This is a genomic window from Methanocaldococcus bathoardescens (genome assembly GCF_000739065.1).
Lineage (GTDB): Archaea > AGJL01 > Methanococci > Methanococcales > Methanocaldococcaceae > Methanocaldococcus > Methanocaldococcus bathoardescens.
The window spans coordinates 1,504,086-1,525,522 of the sequence record NZ_CP009149.1 but is presented as its reverse complement, the minus strand read 5'-3'; the positions used below and the strand labels follow the sequence as shown (position 1 = coordinate 1,525,522).

Sequence of the window (21,437 nt, the reverse complement as noted above, 5' to 3'; positions counted from 1 at the left end):
TCACCTTTATTGTAGCTGTCTCATTTTGTGAGTGATATAACCAGCAATTCTGTTTCTCAATCTTTTTGTTGAGATTTGAGCTACTTGCTCTAAAACTCTTTTGTTTGTTTCAAAATCTGTTGTAAATAAATCTCTGTATTTCTTAATTAATTCCATAGCTGTTCTTTTGATTAATGCCTGTCTAATCCTTCCCATTATCTCACCTGCTTAAATTTTTTATTTTTATCAATTATTTGTTTTTATTTTGTGTTTCCTCAAGATATTTCCTTTGAAGGGCTTTATTGTGTTCTATAAGTATTTGAAATATTTTAATGCCAATATTTTCATCAACGTTATGTTCTTTACAAAGTTTTCTTATCCTATCGTATATATATTTTTCTCTATCTGGGTCGTTAATAGGGATGCCAAGCTGATTTTTTATCTCAGCTACATCTTTAGCTAAGCTATTTCTTTCAGCAATTAACTTTAATATCTTATTATCAATCTCATCAATTTTCTTCCTAATTTCCTCAAGTTTCTCTCTCATTGTAATCACAGAATGCTTATTATAAATGAACTAAAATATATATAAAGTTTGTTATTTATATTAGTATCAACAAAAGGTGTTAAAACAAAAATTGGGCAATACCTAAAAATATAAAAGAGATATAAAAATGTTTTTATATCTTGTGGATAGATACTATAGTGTTTTTCAAAAGTAATTAAAATTTACTAAGGAATTATATATAAACCCGTAGGGGTTTATATATGCCTATTTCTACATTAAATTTTGAAAAACACTACATCTTCACTTTCAGCAGTATTTTAAATTGGTGATATGGTATGTTCAGAGGAGTTATGGAGAGTGCAAAAGAGTTTAAAAAAGTTGTTGATACTGTCTCAACACTTTTAGATGAGATTTGCTTTGAGGTTGATGAGGAAGGGATTAAGGCAAGTGCAATGGACCCAAGTCATGTAGCATTAGTTAGCTTAGAGATTCCAAGATTGGCTTTTGAAGAATATGAAGCTGACTCTCATGAAATTGGTATAGATTTAGAAGCATTCAAAAAAGTCATGAATAGGGCAAAATCAAAAGATAAATTAATCTTAGAGTTAGATGAAGAAAAGAACAAATTAAATATTATCTTTGAAAATACTGGAAAGAGAAAGTTCAGCTTGGCCTTATTAGATTTATCTGCTTCATCAGTTAAAGTTCCTGATATAGAATATCCAAACGTAATAATGATTAAGGGAGATGCATTCAAAGAAGCTTTAAAGGATGCTGATTTATTCAGCGATTATGTAATTTTAAAGGCTGATGAGGATAAGTTTGTTGTCCATGCTAAAGGAGATTTAAATGATTTTAACGCGGAGTTTGAAAAAGACAGCTCTGCAATTATTAGCTTAGAAGTTAAAGAAGAGACAAAGAGTGCGTTCAATTTAGATTATTTAATGGACATGGTTAAGGGAGTTAGTAGTGGGGACATAATTAAAATTTATCTTGGAAATGACATGCCTGTGAAATTAGAATATAGTCTTGCAGGAGTTAATTTAACATTCTTGTTAGCCCCAAGGATTGAAGGATAATTTATTATAGACAATAATTATGTCTAAAAATCATTTTGTAGCTCCTATAGAGACAACAGGTGTTTATTGACTTCGCTATTAATTCATCTTAATTATTGATAAGATATATGTGATAACTATGTATGAATCCTTAAAAAATTATTTTTTTGAAGAAATAAAGTCAGATAAATTATTAAAACTTCCTGATAATTTTTATGATGATATTAGGGAATATATAAAAAATATTAAAGATGAGATTGAACTCGAAAGAGCTAAATATTATTTTAAAGAGCTTAGAAAGTTAAGAATATACAAAGCCCTGTATTTAGACAATGAGAGAGAAAACTTACTTCCAGAAGAGTTAAATATTATATATGCTATTGAAAATGTTGTCGTTGAATTGAAAATTGAGGAAAATGTAGAATCTACACAACTTAATGAGATTGAGATACCAAAACCTATATATACAATAAATGATATTGATGTTGTAAAGGTTGATAAAAACTTTCCACCATTCACAGATGGCACTTTTATATATAACCTAAACAAAAATGATGTCCTCTCTTTAAATAAAAAAATATCAGATATTTTAAAAAAACACAGGATTATCTCAGGAATAGGTGAAAGTTATGAAAATGCCGAAAAAAGTTAGAAGATACTGTCCATACTGTAAAAAACACACTATTCATGTTGTAGAGAAGGCAAAAAAAGGAAAACCAAGTGAATTAACCTGGGGTCAGAGGCAGTTCAGAAGAGTAACAGCTGGTTATGGAGGTTTCCCAAGACCTTTACCAGACAGGTCAAAACCTGTTAAGAAAATTGATTTAAGATTTAAATGTACTGTCTGTGGAAAAATGCACACAAAAGCAAATGGTTGTTTCAGGTCAGGAAGATTTGAGTTTGTTGAGAAATAAATTCTAAAAACTTTAAAATATTTATAAAACTCTTTTTAAACACTCAAACAAAATTGTAGAGAGGGGAGATGATGGAGTTAATCCCACAACCAAGAACAAAATTCTTAAGAGTCCAGTGTCCAGAATGCAACAACGAGCAAGTTGTGTTTGGAAGCCCAGCTACTGTTGTTAAATGTTTAACATGTGGGAAAGTTTTAGTTGAGCCAAGAGGAGGAAAAGGAAAAGTTAAAGCTAAGATTTTAGAAATTTTAGGTTAAAAATTCCAATCTACTTTTTTTAATTATTTAACTATTTAAATGATATTTATCTCGTGGAAAGTTTTTTATTTTCAATTTAAAGCTTTTTAAGAGCTTATTTTTCAATTTTAAGAGTTCTTAACAAATTTCTAAGGGTGACTTATTTTAATTATTTTGAATATTTGGATTTATTAAATTATTAAGATTTTTAAAAGATTTTAGATAATTACCTTCAAATCAAAATTTCCCTGATAATTAAGATGTTTTTAAAAATCTTTAAAATTTATATATGGTTAAGATGAAAATAAACCTTAGATTAAAACTTCAAAGGTTTATAAATAAAAGGTGAAACCTACCCTTCGACAAATATGATGTAGAAAAGCTTAAATATTATGAGAAATAATTAAATTTATATCTAAAATATTGCCCTGTTAAAATCAGACCGATTCGGAATGGAAACAACAACTCTATAATATCGGGGTCTTCTAAGTTTGCTTGTTAAAATCAGACCGATTCGGAATGGAAACTTATAAGGCGCATACATTTTCAAAGGAGGGACTTGAATGGAAGAGGTTAAAATCAGACCGATTCGGAATGGAAACTTCTTTATCTGCTTTTGTCATATGCGACTTTATTAATTCTACTTGTTAAAATCAGACCGATTCGGAATGGAAACGATGTCATAAACTACTGGGCTGGAACTTTTTTCTTACAAATTGGTTAAAATCAGACCTCTCAAATGATGAAATTTAAAATCAGCTATTTTTAAGCTGGTCTTTGTTTATAGTTATTTTTATGTCTATTTTATCAATATTCCTAAATATATAAATTAAATTTTTTATAAAAAACATTTAATAGCAAAAATAACAGAAATTAAAATTAGTAAAAATGGTGATAATATGGAAATTATTTTTAGAGGGGCAGCGTTAGAGGTTGGAAGAAGCTGTATAGAAATAAAAACTGACAAAAGTAAAATACTATTAGATTGTGGGGTTAAGCTTGGAAAAGAGATTGAATACCCTATATTAGACGAATCAATAAGAGACGTTGATAAAGTTTTTATTTCTCATGCCCATCTTGACCACTCAGGAGCTCTACCAATACTGTTTCATAGAAAAATAGATGTTCCTGTAACTACAACCGAGCTATCAAAAAGATTAATTAAAGTTTTACTAAAAGATATGGTAAAAATTGCTGAAACAGAAAATAGAGAAATACCTTATAACAACCATGATGTAAAAGAGGCTATGAGGCATACAATCCCACTAAATTACAACGATAAAAAATACCACAAAGATTTTTCCTATGAGCTCTTTAGTGCTGGGCATATTCCAGGAAGTGCATCAATTTTATTAGAATATAATAACAAAACTATCTTATATACTGGAGATACAAAGCTTAGAGACACAAGATTAACAAAAGGAGCTGATTTAAGCTATACAAAAGATGATATTGATGTTCTAATAATTGAATCAACTTATGGAAATAGCATACATCCGGATAGAAAAGCTGTAGAGTTATCTTTTATAGAAAAAATAAAAGAGGTTTTATTTAGGGGAGGGGTTGCTTTAATTCCAGTATTTGCTGTAGATAGAGCTCAAGAAATATTATTAATATTAAATGATTATAAGATAGACGCGCCAATCTACTTAGATGGAATGGCTGTTGAAGTTACAAAGTTAATGTTAAAGTATAAAGATATGTTAAATGAATCTTATCAATTAGAAAAAGCTTTAAAAAATGTTAAAATGATTGAAAAATCAGAGGATAGAGTTAGAGCAATTGAAAATTTATCAAAAAATGGAGGGATTGTTGTAACAACTGCTGGAATGTTAGATGGTGGGCCTATACTATATTATTTAAAATTATTCATGCGCAATCCAAAAAACGCTTTATTATTAACCGGATATCAAGTTAGAGATTCTAATGGGAGACATTTAATTGAGACAGGAAAGTTATTTATTGGAAAAGATGAAGTTAAGCCAAACTTAGAAGTTTGTATGTATAACTTCTCATGTCATGCTGGAATGGATGAACTACATGAGATAATTAAAAAAGTTAATCCAGAGCTATTAATTATACAGCATGGAGAGGAAGTTCAGGCAACAATTTTAAGAAATTGGGCTTTAGAACACGGATTTGATGCAATAATTCCAAAATTAGGAGAAAAAATAAGGGTTTAAATACAGTCACTCTCAAAGTGTTTTATCAAATAAGGAACTTATAAAAGCCCCCATAGGGCTTTTATATATGTGCCATCAAAAAAATTATTTATTTTGAGAGTGACTATATATGTTTGGACTAAAGATTGAAGATGCCATAAAATACAATGAAAATCTAAAAAAATATGTGTATAAAAAAGGAGATAAGCTCAGGATTAACTTTAAAGATAAAGAGGCATTAATGGAATATAACAAAACAGTTTTGAAAGTTTTGTTTGGTTTAGATATTGAATTCCATAAAAATGGACTAATCCCTACACCAATAAACAGATATCTTTTTATAAAATCAACTTTTGAAACGTTAAAAAAACTTGGCATAGAAAAACCAAATGTTTTGGAGATAGGGACAGGACACTCTGCCATAATCTCTATATTAATAAAAAAATTTTATGATGCTGAAGTTTATGCCACTGAGGTTGATGAAGAATTTATAGATTTTGCTAAAAGAAACATAGAGAAAAATAAATTGGATATAAAAATTATAAATTCTAAAGGGAAAGTCATTGAAGGTATTAAAGAAATTAGAGATAAAAAATTTGATTTAATTATTTCATATCCTCCATTTTATTCAAAAAATTCTGTTGCGAGTGGGAGAAAGTTTGGAGGAGCTTTAGCTAAGGAGGTTGAATTAATTGGTGGAGGAAAATTTGGAGAAGAATTTTCATTTAAAATAATTGAAGAGGGAATTAATTTTTTAAATAAAAAAGGAGTTATTGCCTTAATGATGCCAAAAAAACCAGAAGAGAGGAGAAAATTAATCATTGAAAAAATGAAGGATGTTGGATTAGATATCGAAGTTGATGAAATTAAAACTGGAAATAGGTTGAGATACATAATTAAGGGGATAAAAATGTAATTTTTTTACATTATAATATTCTTATTAAATAATTATTGAATTTTTTGACCATAAAAGATAAGGTGAAACTATGCTAACTATTTTAAAATTAGGAGGTAGCATTTTATCAGACAAAAATATGCCTTTTTCAGTAAAATGGGATAACTTAGAGAGAATAGCAATGGAAATAAAAAACGCCTTAGATTATTATAAAAATCAAAATAAAGAAATAAAATTAATACTTGTGCATGGAGGAGGCTCTTTTGGACATCCTGTTGCTAAAAAATACTTAAAAATTGAAAACGATAAAAAAGTATTTATAAATATGGAGAAAGGATTTTGGGATATACAGAAAGCAATGAGAAGATTTAACAACATAGTTATAGATACTTTACAAAGCTATGATATCCCAGCTGTCTCTATACAACCATCTTCGTTTGTTGTTTTTGGAGATAAGTTAATTTTTGACACCTCTGCTATAAAAGAGATGCTTAAGAGAGGTTTAATTCCAGTTATTCATGGTGATATAGTAGTTGATAACAATATTGGCTATAAAATAATTTCTGGAGATGATATAGTTCCATATTTGGCTAATGAATTAAAAGCTGATTTAATACTTTACGCTACAGATGTTGATGGTGTTTTAATTGATAATAAACCTGTAAAAAGGATAGATGAAAAGAATATCGATGAAATATTAAGTTATTTAAGTGGCTCTAACAGTATAGACGTTACTGGTGGAATGAGATATAAGATAGAGATGATTAGAAAAAATAAGTGTAGGAGTTTTGTATTTAACGGAAATAAAGTAAGAAATGTTTATAAAGCTTTATTAGGAAAAGTAGAAGGAACAGAAATTGATTTCTCAAAATAATTAATTTATTGCTTTAACCACCTATCTAAAGTTATCTCTTCTCTATACCAATTAATCTTTTGAGGTTTAAATGAAATCTTTCCATACTCTCCACCACCACCTGGATAAATATATATCTTCCCCTCTCTAAACAGATTAATTGTCTCTGCCACTTTTGGATGAATCTTAGCTAATTCCTGAATATCTGCGTTTATTAAAACCTCAATTTCATTCCCATATTTTTTAATAAACTCTTCCCATAAGCTTTGAACAGCCTTTGTAAATATCCCTTTGCCTATAGTTAAGCTAATCATCTCAGCTAATGGGATTATTCTATAATACGGCGGTCTAAATTTTGGATGCTCTATCTTCCCATCACTCAGCTCTTCAACTCTACTCAAAACCCCCTTCTTTATACTTCCCTTACATTTTGGGCATTTCCAATTATATTTCTTAGCATCTTCCAACTTAAACCTTGTATGGCATTTAGAACAGGCGGTTAAATGATATTTCCCCAATTTTGGGTCTAATCCATAATTAGCCACTATTTTATTATGTTTTATTGCCTTTTTAATCTCTTCAAAGTTATCTTCAATTCCCCCAATATAATCAACCTCTATCTGGTTAAATTCCCTTCCTAATCTATGAGGATGATAAGAATGGGCATCTGAATTTGATAAAAATGGCAAATCTCTCAACTCTGGAATCATGTCTGCCATGTCTGTATCTGCCGATAAACCAAGCTCTACAAAGTCAGGTTTTTTGTTATAGCAGTCGTATATTGAATCAAATGACTTGTAGAGGGAAGTCCATGGGGTAAAGCAGTTATGTAAAGTTCCAGAGACAGTAACGTAGCTTGAGTCATCTTCAACCTCTAGGTTATAAACATAGCCGTTATAAAACTCTTTTTCTATCTTTATAATTGGAGTATAAAGATAATCTCCTCTAATCCATCCATATCTAACATCTTTTCTTGGAAGTTTTATGTCCTCATTTTCCAATATGCTAACAATATTTTCATCCAATGTTGATATTCTTCCCTGCCATCTTGTATGGTATTTTATTACTTTTCTATCTCCAATCTTTGGATTTTTTGGGATATGCTTGCTAAATGTTATTATAAATCCCAATCTTAAAGAAATCAATCTTAGTTGATTCATTAAAATTTCTGATGTTGTTACTCCTTTATCCCCTCTCCACCATCCAATAAATATTTGGAGTTGTTTATTTTTAGGGAGATACAAAAACTCATTTGGTAGTGCTTTGTTCCATGCTCTTTTTTCATCTCCACAGTAAAACAAATCTCTAAAGAAGTTTTTTAAAACTCTTGAGTAATATTTTAACTCAATGCCATTACTTCTTTCATCATCTCTTATTTTTGGTTCTAAGTTGAATATTTTTTTCATTAAATATTTTATATCATCAATAATTTCTTTTTCGTCTTTAGATAATGCAAATCCGATTCCATCCCTAAAGCAATAACCTTCAGATAAGAAATATCCTACCAATCTACAAAACTCTTCAGAAACTTCAATTTTTTCTGGAATTCTATTTCTCCAAGATTTTTGCTTAATGTTGCTGAAATATCTATCTAATGATAAAAATTTAATATCTCTCACTTTTTTAGGTATTGGATAGACAATTACATCTCCTATTTTCAAATCCTTAGCCATAATCCATTCTCTTCTGTATTTTCTATATCTTTTTTTACATGAGGGATTTGTATATTGAGTTAAGCAGTTAAATTTACAAATTCCGTTAGAGCCATCGCATCTTTTTTCTGTTTTAATGACATAGACAGGATGTTCTGGAGTCAATATTATTTCTTCCGGGAAATATCTAACTTTAATCTTTATTATATCTCCAAAGTATCTTCTTTTATAAACTTTTTCAACTTTTTTAAATCTATTCTCGTGAGTTAATACCCTATCCCCTACTTTTACATCAGCTATTCTTTTAAATCCGTTTTCTAATATTAGCAATGTATCTGGGGGAACGCAGTGAGCAGGCCCTATCAAGCCATCTACATCCCTAACAATTTCTAAAAGCTCAGCCCCACCAATAGATACTCTCGGCCTTCCTTCTTTATCAATATCCTTAGAATATTTTTTTAAAACCTCTCTTAACTCTTCAACCTTACTTATTGAAGGTAATAAAATAAGATGATGGACTCTATTCTTATCTTCAATCTCTGTAGTTAAAACTAACTCTCTATCTTTATATTGCTTTATCTCTTCCAAATAATCTGGATGTGTGCAATCGCCAGTCCCAATGATATTTAATCCCTTTAATTTTCCATACTTTAAAATATTCTCTACATTCATATCCTTAGAAGTCCCACCAGAAAATCTTGAGTGTATATGCAAATCCACGTTTGCTATCATTTACATCACCAAAAATTTATAAAAATCTAATAAACCAATTATAAAATTAATCAATTTAAACACTAAATTGGGGAGAAAACATGGAGATTATAAATTATGAAATATTAAAAAAATATCCTCTCTGCGATAGATGCTTTGGAAGGTTGTATGCTAAGTTATTACATACAACAAACACTGAAAGAGGTAGGGCGTTAAAGCTATATAAAGCTTTGGAACTTGAGGCAAAAATAAAAAAAGCTAAGGAAAAAGGAATAAATTATGAGGAGGAGTTGGAATTATTAAAAGCTTTGGCAAGGAGTGGAGTTGATGAAATAAGATTGGAAGATATAGAGGTAGAAAAAGAAAACTGCCCATGGTGTAAAGGAATTTTTAACAAACAAAAAATGGAAAAGTTGTTAAACAAAGTAATTGAACTTTTAAAAGAATATGAGTTTGATACATTTTTAATTGGAACTCATATCCCCAAAGAGATTAAAGAGCTTGAAAAAGAGATTGAAACAGAATTTATGGAGAGTATAAAACAAGAATTTGGAAGAGAATTTGGAAAGATGTTGGCAGTTAGATTGGACAAAGCCCCAAATAAGGAATATCCAGATATAGTTGTTCATATAAATCCATACAATGAAGAGATTTACTTACAAATAAACCCATTATTTATTAAGGGAAGATATAGAAAATTAGTTAGAGGGATTCCACAAACAAGATGGCCTTGCAGAAAGTGTAGAGGGAAGGGATGTGAGCTCTGTAATTACACAGGTAAAAAATACCCAATATCTGTTGAAGAAATCATTGCCAAACCGTTCTTAGAAGCAACAAAAGGAGTAGATGCAAAATTTCATGGAGCTGGAAGAGAAGATATAGACGTTAGAATGCTTGGAGATGGGAGGCCATTTGTTTTAGAGATTAAAGAGCCAAAGATAAGAAAAATTGATTTAAATAAAATTGCTGAAGAAGTTAATAAAGATGGAAGGGTAGAGGTCTTAAACTTAGAGTTTGGTGTTAGAAAGGATAAAGTTATATTTAAAAACACCCCACATAGAAAAACATATAGAGCTTTAGTTGAATGCTCTGATAAAATTACTGATGATGAGCTAAAACTTCTCGAAAAAGAACTTGAAAATAGAACCATCTACCAAAAAACACCAAAAAGGGTTTTACATAGAAGAGCTGATTTAGAGAGAATCCGTAAGGTATATAAAGTTAAAACCAGTAAAGTAGATGACAATCATTTTGAGATGATTATATATTGTGATGGTGGATTATATATAAAAGAGCTAATCAGCGGAGATGATGGGAGAACAAACCCATCCGTCTCATCTATATTAAACAAAAACTGTATATGTAAGGAATTAGATGTTTTAAAAATACATGATAATGATACTGAAGGTGAGAATTATGGTTCAAATGAGTGAAGGATTTAGAAGAAAAACAAGAAAAAAATTATCAAAACACCCAAGAGAAAGAGGTCTCTACCCAATAACAAGAGCTTTGAGAGAGTTTAAAGAAGGAGAGTATGTCCATATAGTTATAGACCCATCAGTCCATAAGGGAATGCCACACCCAAGATTCCATGGAAGAACAGGAGTTGTTGTTGGTAAGCAAGGAAGAGCATTTATTGTTAAAGTAAGAGATGGAGGAAAATACAAACAAATCATTGCTTATCCACAGCATTTAAGACCAGCTACAGCTTAATACGACCTTCGCGGAGATAAATATTTTATATTGAATATTGATGCCCAAAGGCATCTAAGTTCCAAATCAAACCTATAATCGCGAAGGTCGTATTAAATTTTTAAATTTCTTGAAACACTCTAATTATTTTTCTTTAAATTCCAAATACAACTTTAATGATAAATGATAACAATGTTATTTTTATTTTATTAAGTTAAGAGGGAGAGAATGATAGGCAAAAAAATCCTTGGAGAGAGGTATGTAACAGTATCAGAGGCTACTGAAATTATGTATAATAGAGCTCAAATTGGGGAATTATCTTATGAACAGGGATGTGCTTTAGATTATTTACAAAAATTTGCTAAGTTAGAGAAAGAAGATGCACAAAAATTAGTTGAAGAATTAGTATCTTTAGGAGTAGATGAAAAAACAGCAGTTAAAATAGCCGATATATTACCTGAAGATTTAGATGATTTAAGAGCTATCTATTACAAAAGAGAATTGCCTGAAAATGCTGAGGAAATCTTAGAAATCGTTAGGAAATATATTTAATTTTTTATTACTCATTTAAATTTGTAGATTTAAATGAAAGGTGAAATTTTATGGTTAGAGGACAATATAAAAAAGGAAATGATGAAGGAATGAGATTTCCTAAAAAAAATAAGCCACAAAAATTTGAAAACTACGCATGGGTTTTAGATTATCTACCCTATGGCTATCCCAACAAACCTGATGAGCCAGTAGTCCAAGGACTTGGGGAATACCAATTTGTATTAATGGAGATGGTTCCAAAACCAAATGTTGATATAGAGTTAGGAGAGAGAGTCTATATTGGAAAAGGAAAAAGAGACAAGATTGACCACGTTAGAAGAATGATTAAATATGATAACTTAACCCCAACAGCCAAGTCAGAGCTTTTATATGTTATAATGGAAGCCGTCAAAATGCAGGAAGATAGGTTTATAAGATTCTTCAATGAATGCCCACCAATAACTACAAGATTACATACCTTAGAATTGCTCCCAGAAATCAAAAAGAAATATATGTGGAAAATTATTGAGGAGAGGGAAGCTAAAAAATTCGAAAGCTTTAAAGATTTTGAAGAGAGAGTAGGAAAAAACCCAGTAAGAATTATAGCTAAAAGAATAGAAAAAGAGCTTTCAGATGATAAAAAAGATAAGTACTACTTATTTGTAAAATGGAAGAAGGGAATTATATTGAATGAGGATGATATGGCCTATTACTTAAAAGAATAAAACTTTAGGACTTTCACAGTTTATATATTTAAATTAAGGAATTCTGATGCCAAAGCATCATAATATACAATAGAACATTTATTCCTGCGAAAGTCCTAAACTTAGAGATGAGTTTTAGCAAATTCTCTCAACTCTCTAAGTGTTCCAAAATTTAACAATCCAATGTCTGTTATTGCTATAACTTCTGAATCTAAATAATCTTTTTTTATAATTTTGGATGATGCTGAATTGTTAATTAAATCACTTCCAGGTGATAAAGGGTTGAAAGCCGGTAAAACAATATACTTTTTGTTTAATAAATAAACTGGAAATTTTAAAATAGCACCAACTTCATCTCTAAGTTTTATTGATGGATGCTCATGCCCCAAAATCCAAAATTTATCTCTTAGTAAATCTTTATCAATATTTAGCTCTTTATCACCATGGAAAATTAAATAGCTTCCAATTTCAAAATAATCAAAAATTTCATAGCCAGCTGATGAAATAAAAGTGTCATGATTCCCTTTAATTAAAATAATACTAACGTACTCACTCATAAAATCAATAAACTCTTTTAAAAACTTAATTTCTCTTGGATAGGGTTTAAAGTTATGCTTTATATCCCCATTGATTATTAAATTGTTAATTTTATATTTTTCAATTATATTTAAAGCTTTTTTTATAACCTCATCTTTCTGCAGTAATGGAAAATTAGCCCCTCCTTCACCAAAAAAGACGTCAAAGCCAATATGTGTGTCAGCTATTATACCATAATCCTTATAAATTAAACATCTATCAATCGTTATATAAAAATCTTTAATTTTAATTTTCTCCTCCATAAAATCACTTATTAAACTTTTAATTAATTTAAATTTTAAAAATTAAATTTTAAGAATAGAAAAGAAAAAGAGAAAAAGGCTTTATGCTTGTTCGACCAACAATCTTGCTGTCTCTGGTGTGTATCTCCAATCTGCTGGTAAAACTCCTCTTGACTTGTAGTATTTAACTAATCTTCTAATCTTTGATTCAATTAACTGTAAACCTCTCTTTGAGTGCAAGTCTTTTGGATGCTGTTCTAAGTGTTTTCTTAAATTAACAGCTCTTCTCATTAAGTTTAATAAATCTTCTGGAACTTTTGGATATAAGCCGTGTTCTTTCATTATTTTGCTTATCTTTTTACCTGTTATTAATTTAACATCTGGTATTCCATAGGTGTCTCTCAATATCAAACCAATCTGTGCTGACTGGTAACCTTTCTTAGCTAACTCTACTACTAACTGCTCTACTTGCTCCGGTGTGTATTGGACCCATTCAGGAACTTCCTTCCTGACGGGTCTCTTTGAACCGGAGCGACCTCTTTTTCTTGCGTGCATTCTTGCCATTTTATCACCCGATGGTCGCCAGTCCAAAGAGACCTGGTATGTTTTTATTTCCATAGAGGCTTCGCCCTATTGGGATACCAGACTACAACGGGAATGAACGTAGTGAAGTCCTGCTTGGGGTATCCCAATAGGGGTTTCCCTACAGGTCTGAAGAGACCGGCATGTTTTATTATTTTTTATTTCTTATGGAATGATAATCTTTTTATTGTATGAGCTATTAAAAATATATTTGCTTTTAATGAACATTCATAAAAGACCTATTTATAGTTTTTGGTGAGTATCATGTTATTAAAGGTAGAGGATTTGCATGTTTATAGAGGGAATAGAGAGATTTTAAAAGGTATAAATTTAGATGTAAAAGAGAATGAGATTCATGCAATTATAGGACCTAATGGAGCGGGAAAATCAACTTTAGCTTATACAATAATGGGAGTTTCAGGATATAAGCCAACTAAAGGGAAGATTATATTCAAAGGTGTTAATATAATTGATAAAAACATTACTGAGAGAGCGAGAATGGGAATGACATTGGCTTGGCAGGAGCCAGCAAGATTTGAAGGGATTAAAGTTAGAACTTATTTAATGCTCGGAATGAATGAAAAATATAAAAAAGATAAAGAAACTGCTGAAGAGAAAATTAGAGAAGCTTTAAAATTAGTCAATCTAGACCCTGATAAATATTTAGATAGATATGTAGATGAAACACTAAGTGGAGGAGAAAGGAAGAGAATAGAGTTGGCATCAATAATATGTATAGAGCCTGATTTAGCTATCTTGGATGAACCAGATAGTGGGATAGATATTGTATCATTTGATGAGATTAAGAGAGTTTTTGATTATTTAAAAGAAAAAGGATGCTCTTTATTAGTTGTTACACATAGAGAAGAGTTGGCTGAACATGCCGATAGAGCTTCCTTAATTTGTGCTGGAGAGGTTATAAAGAGTGGAGATCCAAAAGAAGTTGGAGAGTTTTACAAAAAAAGATGTGGAAAATGTTACAAACCTTTCCAATAAAATTTTAAAATTAATAATGAGGGATTTTTATGAGCATTAAAGAGGAATTAATGAAGATAATTGAAGTAATAAAATATACTTCTGAAAAGCCTGAAGAAATTGTTCATGGTAAAGGCCCAAGAATGATTGTTAAAGAAAGTAAGATTATTGATGTAAAAGAAGCTGAAGGAATAATATTAGAAGGGAAAGAAGAAGATGGAAAAATAAAGGCAAAAATTATTGTCAAGAAAGGTTATAAATTTAAACAACCAATCCATATGTGTTTTGGAATTACTGAAGAAAATATATCCCAAATCATAGATGTCGAAATTATTTTAGAGGATGATAGCTCAATCTCTCTAATGTCTCATTGCTCATTCCCAAAAGGCAAGGGAATTAAGCATATAATGAATGGTATTGTAAAAATAGGAAAGAATGCAAAGTTCTCTTACAATGAATTCCACTACCATGGTATGGAAGGAGATATATTAGTTAAACCAACAGTAAAAGTTGAGATTGATGAGGGAGGAATTTATATTTCAAACTTCACATTAACAAAAGGAAGAATAGGAACTTTAGATATAGACCAGGAGATTATTGCCAAAAAGGATGCTATAGTTGATATAACCACAAGAACTTATGCTATAAAAGAAGATGTTGTCAAAATAAATGAAGTTGTTAAGTTGGATGGAGAAAATGCTAAGTGTATTATAAAAAGTAGAGGAGCGGCGATGGACAACTCCAAAGTAACTCTAAACTTAAAAATTGAAGGAAACGCCCCATATAGCAAAGGACATATTGACTGTGCTGAGATTATTAAAGGAAATGCAGAAGTTGAATCAATTCCAACAGTTGTTGTTAGGGATGATAGAGCAAGGATAACTCATGAAGCGGCAATAGGTAGCGTCGATAAAAAGCAGTTAGAAACATTGATGGCTAAAGGTTTAGATGAAGATGAAGCAACTGAGATAATAGTTAAAGGTATGATAGGAGATTTATAAAAATCTAATAAAGCCATCTTATTTTCTACCATAATTTTTAAATGTGGAAATATGGGTAGATTACCCAAAGAAAAAAGAAAGATAGTACTAAGAAGAGATGGATATAGATGTCAAAAATGTGGGTATGATTATCTTGACATTCATTTTATGGATGGGAATATTGAAAACAATAATATAAATAATTTAGAAGTTTTATGTAGGCAGTGTCATGTTAAATATCATCAAAATGAGAAATTAAACAATTTAAAATATACTTTAAAAAATTTTCTCAATGAATTATTTGAGGATATTGAAATGGTCATAATTACAAAAGAAAACTTAAAAAGCCATGAAGATAAAGTTATAGAAGATGTATTGAATAAATTTGCATTTGCAATTTCCCGGGTATTATCTAAAAAATTGCTGGAAGAGATTAACTCAGAAATAGAAAAAGAAAGAAAATCAATTAATAAATCACTTCGTGAAACTATTCTCAAAAAGCATAACTATGCATGTTCAAAATGCAAATACCAATATTTGGAAATACACCACATAGATGGAAATCATAATAATAACAACTTAGAGAATTTAATAACATTGTGTAGAAGATGTCACCGTGAAGCACATGGCAATAGGTCAGATAGATGCATACCATATTTTTACAGTAATCTTCAAAAAGTTATTTCTGAAACACTAAAAAATGATGAAAAAATTAAGCCCAAAATAACTATAATGTATGACAATAAAATATCAGAAAAATGTGATATAAATTACAAATTAAAATCTGACAAATGTTGCTCAACAGCTAATGAAATTATTACACACTGGTATATAGAGGTATCAAGATATCTGCAAAACATAGAATGCCTATAAAATTTTGGCGATGATGACAATTTCGCTATCTGATTTTGTGATGACTACTCCCGCAGCTGAGCCAAACATTATATTTTATATTTTAAAGATTTTTTAAAAATTCATCAACATCATAATCCAACTTTTCAAACCACATCTTTTTTCCTTGTATGATAATATTTCCTCTCCACTCTTCCTTTGTTTCTGGAAAATCTTCCCTATAATGAGCTCCTCTACTCTCTTCTCTATATAAAGCAGATTTCGTAACCAATTTTGCAACAACAGCCATATTTTTTAATTCAAAGTATTTTTGTAAATCAATAATTCCATTAACTTTAACATTATCTATATTTCTCTCAATTTCATCAATTTTTTCTAAGGCTTTTTTTAATCCATTTTCATTTCTAATAATGGATACATAATCCCACATAACCTTTTTTAAATCATCAATTAAATTATAGACATTTAAATTTCCATCTAAGCTTTTTATTTCATCTAATATCTCAGCAATATCTTCTTCAGCATCAATACCTTCAAATTCATTATTTTCAACAAATTCTTTAGCTGATTTTCCAGCAATAGCTCCAAATACTTGGGTGTCTGCTAAAGCATTTCCTCCCAACCTGTTTGCTCCATGAACCCCTCCTGTAACTTCTCCACAGGCAAATAAACCAATTATATTAGTTTCACATCTTTCATTAATCCTTAAACCACCCATAAAGTGATGTGCAGTAGGGGAAACAATCATCGGCTCTTTTCTAATATTAATTCCAACTCTTAAAAATTGCTTTAACATTGTCTCTAATTTCTTTTCAATAACTTCATCAGGTAAATGGGAGACATCCAAATAAACTCCTCCATTAACTCCCCTTCCCTCCTGAATCTCTCTATAAATTGCTCTTGCAACAACATCTCTTGTTGATAATTCCATTCTCTCTTTATCATATTTTGCCATAAATCTTTCTTTATTTTTGTTATATAAAATCCCTCCTTCTCCTCTAACCGCCTCTGTAACTAAAATTCCTGTTCCTACCATTCCTGTTGGATGGAATTGAACCATTTCCATATCTATAAGTTCAGCTCCTTCATTATAAGCAATTGCAAATCCATCTCCTGTCTTTTGTACTGGGTTGGATGTTATAGGATATAACTGTCCAGCTCCTCCAGTAGCTAATATAGTAGCTTTGGCAAATATTAGAAATACCTCTCCAGTTTTTAAATCTAAAAACACTGCCCCATAGCATCTGTTATCTTTAACAATTAGTTTTATTGCCATAACTTCTTCTAAGATTTTAATTCTTTCAAATTTTGATATATATTCCATTAAACCTCTCATTATTTCATGTCCTGTTCTATCTCCACAATAGCAAGTTCTATTAAAACTCTGCCCACCAAATGGTCTTTGAGCTATAAACCCATTTTCAGTTCTATCAAACAAAGCACCAAACTTTTCTAAGTTTAAAAGTTCTTTAGGTGAATTTTTTACTAAAATCTCCACCAACTTTGGATTATTTATAAATCCTCCTCCTTTCACTGTATCATAAAAATGCTTTTTAAAGCTATCTTTTGGATTAAAAACTGCATTATATCCTCCCTCAGCCATAACTGTGCATCCACTTTTTCCAAATAATCCTTTAACAGCTATTATAACATTCTTATCTCTGCATTCTATTGCTGCCCTTGCAGCAGCTCCTCCTCCACCTATAATTAGAATATCAGTTTTCATTTTTTATCACCAAAAATAGGATATCCTTATTAGATATTTAAAAGTTATAAATCAAAATAGTTTTGTGAAAAATAATAACACACTATGAAAATTAGACAGTTGGAATAAAAAAAGAAAAGAGAAAATAGTGTAGTGTTTTTAGTATGGAACTGGCAATCCCAATTCCTTTCTATGTCCGATTTCCTTCATGTTCTTCTCTTTTTTAGTCTTAGCTAATTTCTCAACCAACCCTAAACCTGGTTTAACTTCTTCTATTGGTTTAACTTCCAAATAACCATCTTCAACCATTTTGTTAAATATCTCCTCTGCTTTAGCAGTTCTTATAAACACAGTACTCCATCCATCTGGGCTTCCAACTGAACCTGTTGAAATATCTGCCAATTCTGCTGTATAATCTGTACAGACGTGGCATGCAATTTGCTCGTAAGGATGAGTTTCTTTTAGTTTAATTGCTTTTGTCTCTCCCCATTTTGTATAAACCCAAAACTTACCCTTTCCAATATCCATTTTAACAACATCTTCCATCTTAACTCCACAGTGTTCCTCAACAATTAACTTTAATCCTTGGTATGGGAAGTTCTCCATACAGAAAATTCCAATAATCAAAGCAATCTTGTCTGGAACATGTCTAAAACCAATAGGATATTTCATTAACTTTCTTACAGCTCTAACTTGGCATGGTGTTCCTACAACTCCAATTTTTTCACATCCATATTCTCTAACAGCACTCTTTAATACTGATATATTAGGGCAGACAGTATATTTTGTTCCTGCTGCTTCTAAAACTTCTTCTGGTGTTGTAGCTACCTTAGGAACTGCCTGAAACTCCCCAGCATTATCTGCAACTATAACCCCATCTAATAAATTGTTCTCTAATCCATAGATGAAGGCAGTAGATACAATCCCTCCATCCTGTGCCTTCTTTAAAACTTCTTTTAATGTACTTCTTGCTGAAACTACTTTCTTATAAGCTCCAAAAGGATTCATCCCATTCCACCTCAAAAAATTATTTAAATTTAAATTTATTCTATCTTCTCAATTAACTCTGGGAATCTAATTCTTGGACACTGAACTGAGCAAGCTCCACACTTAATACAGAGTTCTTTTAAAATGTTTGGTCTTCCATCTAACATCTCTATAGCTCTTGTTGGGCAAGCTGAAGCACAAGTTCCACAACCCATACATAGGGATTTATTAACTACTTTGTTGATAACATCACATCCACAAGCCTCACTACCATTCTCTGCAAGTTCAGCAAATGGTTGTAAATATTCCATATCTCCATTTAATGCAGCTGTTATTACTGAAACAATAGCCTCTGGTGAAGGTGGGCAACCAGGAATTGCTAAATCTACTTTAATAACCTCAGTTAATGGAGAGAATGAGCTATGAACTGGCTTTGATAATTGGTTTCCTCTACAGTATCTTGTAACCCCTCCTGTTGCTGCACAAGCTCCTAAAGCTACAACAATCTTTGCTTTTTCTCTAACTTCCTTAGCAACTTCCAATGAGTGGTGGTCATCTAAACATACGCTACCTTCAACAAGTGCAATGTCACATTCAGGAATTTCTCTTGCATCTGCTAAAGTTTGGCAATAAACCAACTCAATTGAATTCAAAACATCTAAAAGCTTTTCATAAGTATCTGCTAAAGAAACCAAACAGCCGCAACAACTACACAATTGGACGTGAGCAACTTTAACCACTTTAATCACCTCTCAACTCTCTAAGAATTATATCCACTGCCTTATCAACGGCTTTTTCAACTTCCTCACTCAGCCCAATATACACATCTGGCTCAGAGATATACTTAGCTTGACAGCCAACAACCTTAACCTCTATATTGTATTTTTCAGCAACTTCTCTCAATAAAGAAGCTAAAGGCCAAGCATGTGAATCTAATTTATGATATTTTGGATTTGGAAGCTCATCTTTTCTAATTATTTTAATCTCCCCAGGTTTTAATCCCCAATCAATTACATCAACAACAATTATCTTTTTTGTTTTAGAATTTTCATCTATTAATGTTAAAACTTGCTGAGGAGCTCCAGCTCCGGCATCAACTAAAGCGATTTTTTCTTTTTCTTCATCAGTTAAAATTTTATTCAATTTTTCAATAACATGAACGCTAAAGCCATCATCAGCAAATAATATATTTCCGCAAGCTAATACCATAATCTCTTTTTTTAAATACGAAGGAGTTAAATCAAACAATTCATCATCTTGGTTCTCTATCTCAGCTTTCATGGTTTCATTCGTTTTATTTTTTAGTTTATAATTTAGAGGAAGTTTAATTTCAAACTCTAAAGAAGGTGCCTCTCGGGTCCCTTTCGGGTTCCCCTCGAGGCTTATAACTTTCTTACTTCAATAACTTCTTTTGTTTCTTCATCTTTAACTATTATGTGGGTAGCACATGAAGCTCATATGTCATAAGCTCTCATTATAACTTCAGCATACTGCTGTGGATAACCTTCAATTGCCTTTTCAACAATTGGGAAGTTCCATGTTGATGCTGCTATAATTCTATAGCTCTTAATTCTTCCATCTTTTCCAACTTCAGCCATGTGGGTGTTTGTAGCTCTTGGAGCTTCGTGAACTCCAATACCAAATCCATCTTTGTATTCAACTTCAGCTCTTGTCTTTCCATTTAAGTTGAGTTCATCTAAAATCTCTAAAGCTCTATAAACAGCTCCAAGGTTTTCTTGAGCTCTTGCAATATTGATGTCTAATGCACTTCCTCCTGCTCTAAAGTTACCGAATTTAACCATTCTTGCTCTTGGTCCACCTTCAGCTGGAACTCCTGCATATAAAGGAATTTGAACTGTTGTTGTTTGTCTTGCCTCTTCATCTTCATAGTATCTTTGAGCAGGTATTTCAGTTACATCATCCCAGTTTATAGCGTATCTATCCCCATAAGTTGTGTGAGTTGCAATGTATGGATATTCATGAGCTCCTAAGTCAGGAATTCCTACTTCTTCTAAGTATCTTTCAATTAATTCAGTGTATTTCTCATATAATTCGTAAGCGTCTTTTTCATATTGTCTTAAAGCATAGTATAGCTTTGATTTAGCTCTTTCTGTTATGTTTGTTCTCATTCCACCAATTACAATGTTTGGTGGGTGAATTCCTTCTCCTCCTACAATATCCACAACTAATTGCCCAACTTTTCTCATTCTCTGAATTAATTTTATTAATTCTACTCTTAAATCTGCCTCATCTGGTTTTAAAAAGTCATCAATTGTTAGTAAGTGATGTAATGGGTGGGAATGTAATCTGTTTCCAATTCCAACTAACTCCCTCAATAATAAACCATCATCTGGGACTTCACAGTCAATAGCATTTTCTATAGCTTCACAAGAAGCAATTCCGTGAGTTGTTTGACAGATTCCACAGATTCTCATAACTGCAATTGGAGCAAACTCTGCTGGTTTGCCCTTTAACATTGTTTCGAATCCTCTAACTGGAGTTGTGTTTAAATAATATGCTTTATTTACAATCCCTTCCTCATCAACCTCTAAAATTAATTTAGCGTGTCCCTCATGTCTGGTTGTAGGAGCAATTTCTATTCTATTAGTCACAAAATTCACCTCCAAAGTAATAAAGCATTAA

Annotated in this window: 24 protein-coding genes and 1 pseudogene; 14 read left to right on the top strand and 11 right to left on the bottom strand. The window is 31.0% G+C overall.

All coding sequences use genetic code 11. From position 1 onward, the window contains the following. Window positions 1–6 precede the first annotated feature (6 nt). Window positions 7–195, bottom strand: a complete 189-nt coding sequence (locus tag JH146_RS07995) for a 30S ribosomal protein S17e (RefSeq protein WP_048202474.1) — start codon at window positions 193–195, stop codon at window positions 7–9. Window positions 196–229: 34 nt separating this feature from the next. Then, complete coding sequence (locus JH146_RS07990; RefSeq protein WP_048202473.1) at window positions 230–526, bottom strand: chorismate mutase; 297 nt, start codon at window positions 524–526, stop codon at window positions 230–232. A 296-nt stretch (window positions 527–822) separates the two neighbouring features. On the opposite strand from JH146_RS07990, the gene JH146_RS07985 reads away from it, so the two are divergent. The 7 genes from JH146_RS07985 to JH146_RS07955 all read left to right on the top strand — a co-directional run bounded on the left by JH146_RS07985 (window position 823) and on the right by JH146_RS07955 (window position 6,626). Further along, window positions 823–1,566 carry a DNA polymerase sliding clamp gene (locus tag JH146_RS07985; protein ID WP_236953661.1) on the top strand — a complete coding sequence of 248 codons (744 nt, stop codon included), beginning with the start codon at window positions 823–825 and terminating at the stop codon, window positions 1,564–1,566. 118 nt (window positions 1,567–1,684) lie between these two features. Beyond that, complete coding sequence (locus JH146_RS07980; protein ID WP_048202472.1) at window positions 1,685–2,197, top strand: DNA replication complex GINS family protein; 513 nt, start codon at window positions 1,685–1,687, stop codon at window positions 2,195–2,197. Further along, window positions 2,175–2,459, top strand: coding sequence for a 50S ribosomal protein L44e (locus JH146_RS07975; RefSeq protein ID WP_048202471.1), 285 nt, complete (start codon window positions 2,175–2,177; stop codon window positions 2,457–2,459). Before JH146_RS07980 ends, JH146_RS07975 begins: the two co-directional genes overlap by 23 nt. A 71-nt stretch (window positions 2,460–2,530) precedes the next feature. Continuing rightward, window positions 2,531–2,716 (top strand): 30S ribosomal protein S27e, encoded by a 186-nt coding sequence (locus JH146_RS07970; protein WP_015790994.1) that lies wholly within the window; start codon window positions 2,531–2,533, stop codon window positions 2,714–2,716. An 878-nt stretch (window positions 2,717–3,594) separates the two neighbouring features. Beyond that, window positions 3,595–4,878 (top strand): MBL fold metallo-hydrolase, encoded by a 1,284-nt coding sequence (locus JH146_RS07965; RefSeq protein ID WP_048202470.1) that lies wholly within the window; start codon window positions 3,595–3,597, stop codon window positions 4,876–4,878. Window positions 4,879–4,987: 109 nt separating this feature from the next. Further along, window positions 4,988–5,773 carry an RlmF-related methyltransferase gene (locus JH146_RS07960; protein ID WP_048202469.1) on the top strand — a complete coding sequence of 262 codons (786 nt, stop codon included), beginning with the start codon at window positions 4,988–4,990 and terminating at the stop codon, window positions 5,771–5,773. Window positions 5,774–5,843: 70 nt separating this feature from the next. Next, window positions 5,844–6,626 carry an isopentenyl phosphate kinase gene (locus JH146_RS07955; RefSeq protein ID WP_048202468.1) on the top strand — a complete coding sequence of 261 codons (783 nt, stop codon included), beginning with the start codon at window positions 5,844–5,846 and terminating at the stop codon, window positions 6,624–6,626. Window positions 6,627–6,631: 5 nt separating this feature from the next. Here JH146_RS07955 and JH146_RS08880 read toward each other — a convergent pair whose 3' ends face one another. Continuing rightward, on the bottom strand, window positions 6,632–8,011 hold the full coding sequence (locus tag JH146_RS08880) for a TIGR00375 family protein (protein ID WP_236953698.1): 1,380 nt from the start codon (window positions 8,009–8,011) through the stop codon (window positions 6,632–6,634). Window positions 8,012–8,407: 396 nt separating this feature from the next. Then, window positions 8,408–8,989 (bottom strand): annotated as a pseudogene (locus JH146_RS08870) (TIGR00375 family protein); the annotation flags it as partial. 80 nt (window positions 8,990–9,069) lie between these two features. On the opposite strand from JH146_RS08870, the gene JH146_RS07945 reads away from it, so the two are divergent. From JH146_RS07945 to JH146_RS07930, 4 genes are all read left to right on the top strand, one after another. After that, complete coding sequence (locus JH146_RS07945) at window positions 9,070–10,401, top strand: tRNA pseudouridine(54/55) synthase Pus10 (RefSeq protein ID WP_048202466.1); 1,332 nt, start codon at window positions 9,070–9,072, stop codon at window positions 10,399–10,401. Next, entirely contained in the window at window positions 10,385–10,681 is a 297-nt protein-coding gene (locus JH146_RS07940; RefSeq protein WP_048202465.1) for a 50S ribosomal protein L21e, read from the top strand. The genes JH146_RS07945 and JH146_RS07940 overlap by 17 nt, the downstream gene beginning before the upstream one ends. Window positions 10,682–10,888: 207 nt before the next feature. Further along, window positions 10,889–11,212, top strand: a complete 324-nt coding sequence (locus JH146_RS07935; protein WP_048202464.1) for an RNA polymerase Rpb4 family protein — start codon at window positions 10,889–10,891, stop codon at window positions 11,210–11,212. Window positions 11,213–11,262: 50 nt separating this feature from the next. Next, entirely contained in the window at window positions 11,263–11,916 is a 654-nt protein-coding gene (locus JH146_RS07930; RefSeq protein ID WP_048202463.1) for a DUF655 domain-containing protein, read from the top strand. A gap of 101 nt (window positions 11,917–12,017) precedes the next feature. On the opposite strand, the gene JH146_RS07925 is transcribed toward JH146_RS07930, so the two are convergent. Beyond that, the gene (locus JH146_RS07925) at window positions 12,018–12,734 is read right to left on the bottom strand and encodes a metallophosphoesterase (protein ID WP_048202462.1); all 717 of its coding nucleotides are present in this window, start codon (window positions 12,732–12,734) and stop codon (window positions 12,018–12,020) included. 81 nt (window positions 12,735–12,815) lie between these two features. Continuing rightward, window positions 12,816–13,277 (bottom strand): 30S ribosomal protein S15, encoded by a 462-nt coding sequence (locus JH146_RS07920; RefSeq protein ID WP_012980533.1) that lies wholly within the window; start codon window positions 13,275–13,277, stop codon window positions 12,816–12,818. Window positions 13,278–13,559: 282 nt separating this feature from the next. On the opposite strand from JH146_RS07920, the gene JH146_RS07915 reads away from it, so the two are divergent. Genes JH146_RS07915 through JH146_RS07905 form a run of 3 tightly spaced genes read left to right on the top strand, consistent with a single transcriptional unit; the run spans window position 13,560 to window position 16,123 of the window. Next, window positions 13,560–14,291 carry an ABC transporter ATP-binding protein gene (locus JH146_RS07915; RefSeq protein WP_048202461.1) on the top strand — a complete coding sequence of 244 codons (732 nt, stop codon included), beginning with the start codon at window positions 13,560–13,562 and terminating at the stop codon, window positions 14,289–14,291. Between the two features lie 29 nt (window positions 14,292–14,320). Continuing rightward, window positions 14,321–15,271: a SufB/SufD family protein gene (locus JH146_RS07910; RefSeq protein ID WP_048202460.1), complete on the top strand. Its 951-nt coding sequence runs from the start codon at window positions 14,321–14,323 to the stop codon at window positions 15,269–15,271. A 51-nt stretch (window positions 15,272–15,322) separates the two neighbouring features. After that, window positions 15,323–16,123, top strand: coding sequence for an HNH endonuclease (locus JH146_RS07905; protein WP_052352087.1), 801 nt, complete (start codon window positions 15,323–15,325; stop codon window positions 16,121–16,123). An 82-nt stretch (window positions 16,124–16,205) separates the two neighbouring features. Here JH146_RS07905 and tfrA read toward each other — a convergent pair whose 3' ends face one another. The 5 genes from tfrA to frhA form a co-directional block, all read right to left on the bottom strand. Next, the gene (gene tfrA, locus JH146_RS07900) at window positions 16,206–17,828 is read right to left on the bottom strand and encodes a fumarate reductase (CoM/CoB) subunit TfrA (RefSeq protein WP_048202459.1); all 1,623 of its coding nucleotides are present in this window, start codon (window positions 17,826–17,828) and stop codon (window positions 16,206–16,208) included. Between the two features lie 138 nt (window positions 17,829–17,966). Beyond that, complete coding sequence (frhB, locus tag JH146_RS07895) at window positions 17,967–18,815, bottom strand: coenzyme F420 hydrogenase subunit beta (RefSeq protein ID WP_048202458.1); 849 nt, start codon at window positions 18,813–18,815, stop codon at window positions 17,967–17,969. Window positions 18,816–18,850: 35 nt separating this feature from the next. After that, complete coding sequence (gene frhG / locus JH146_RS07890) at window positions 18,851–19,534, bottom strand: coenzyme F420 hydrogenase subunit gamma (RefSeq protein WP_048202457.1); 684 nt, start codon at window positions 19,532–19,534, stop codon at window positions 18,851–18,853. A gap of 1 nt (window position 19,535) precedes the next feature. Then, on the bottom strand, window positions 19,536–20,075 hold the full coding sequence (gene frhD, locus JH146_RS07885) for a coenzyme F420-reducing hydrogenase, FrhD protein (protein WP_048202456.1): 540 nt from the start codon (window positions 20,073–20,075) through the stop codon (window positions 19,536–19,538). Window positions 20,076–20,176: 101 nt separating this feature from the next. Then, window positions 20,177–21,406, bottom strand: a complete 1,230-nt coding sequence (gene frhA, locus JH146_RS07880; RefSeq protein WP_081874495.1) for a coenzyme F420 hydrogenase subunit alpha — start codon at window positions 21,404–21,406, stop codon at window positions 20,177–20,179. Between the last annotated feature and the right edge of the window lie 31 nt (window positions 21,407–21,437).